The 306-nt window shown below is 57.8% G+C and carries 1 protein-coding gene; it reads right to left on the bottom strand.

The genetic code is table 11. The features are described 5' to 3' along the window. Nucleotides 1-306: IS5 family transposase (locus XcuCFBP2542_RS19185; protein ID WP_146090400.1), on the bottom strand; the 306-nt coding region annotated here is incomplete at both ends.

The following is a 306-nucleotide window of genomic DNA, read 5'->3' on the forward strand; positions in this document are numbered from 1 at the left end:
GTCCGCCGCGTTGGCTGCCGTGCATTCCACGTGGTGCACCAACCCGGACTCATCATCCACGCCAATGTGCGCTTTCATCCCGAAGTAGTACTGGTTGCCCTTCTTGGTCTGGTGCATTTCCGGATCGCGTTCGCCCTGCTTGTTCTTGGTCGAACTGGGCGCAGCAATGATCGTGGCATCCACGATCGTGCCACCACGCAAGCTCTGGCCCTTGCGTGACAGATGCGCGTTCACTCGATCAAACAGCTTGCGTGCCAAGTCGTGCTGTTCCAGCAGATGCCGAAAGTTGAGAATCGTGGTCTCATC

Source organism: Xanthomonas cucurbitae, assembly GCF_002939885.1.
GTDB lineage: Bacteria > Pseudomonadota > Gammaproteobacteria > Xanthomonadales > Xanthomonadaceae > Xanthomonas > Xanthomonas cucurbitae.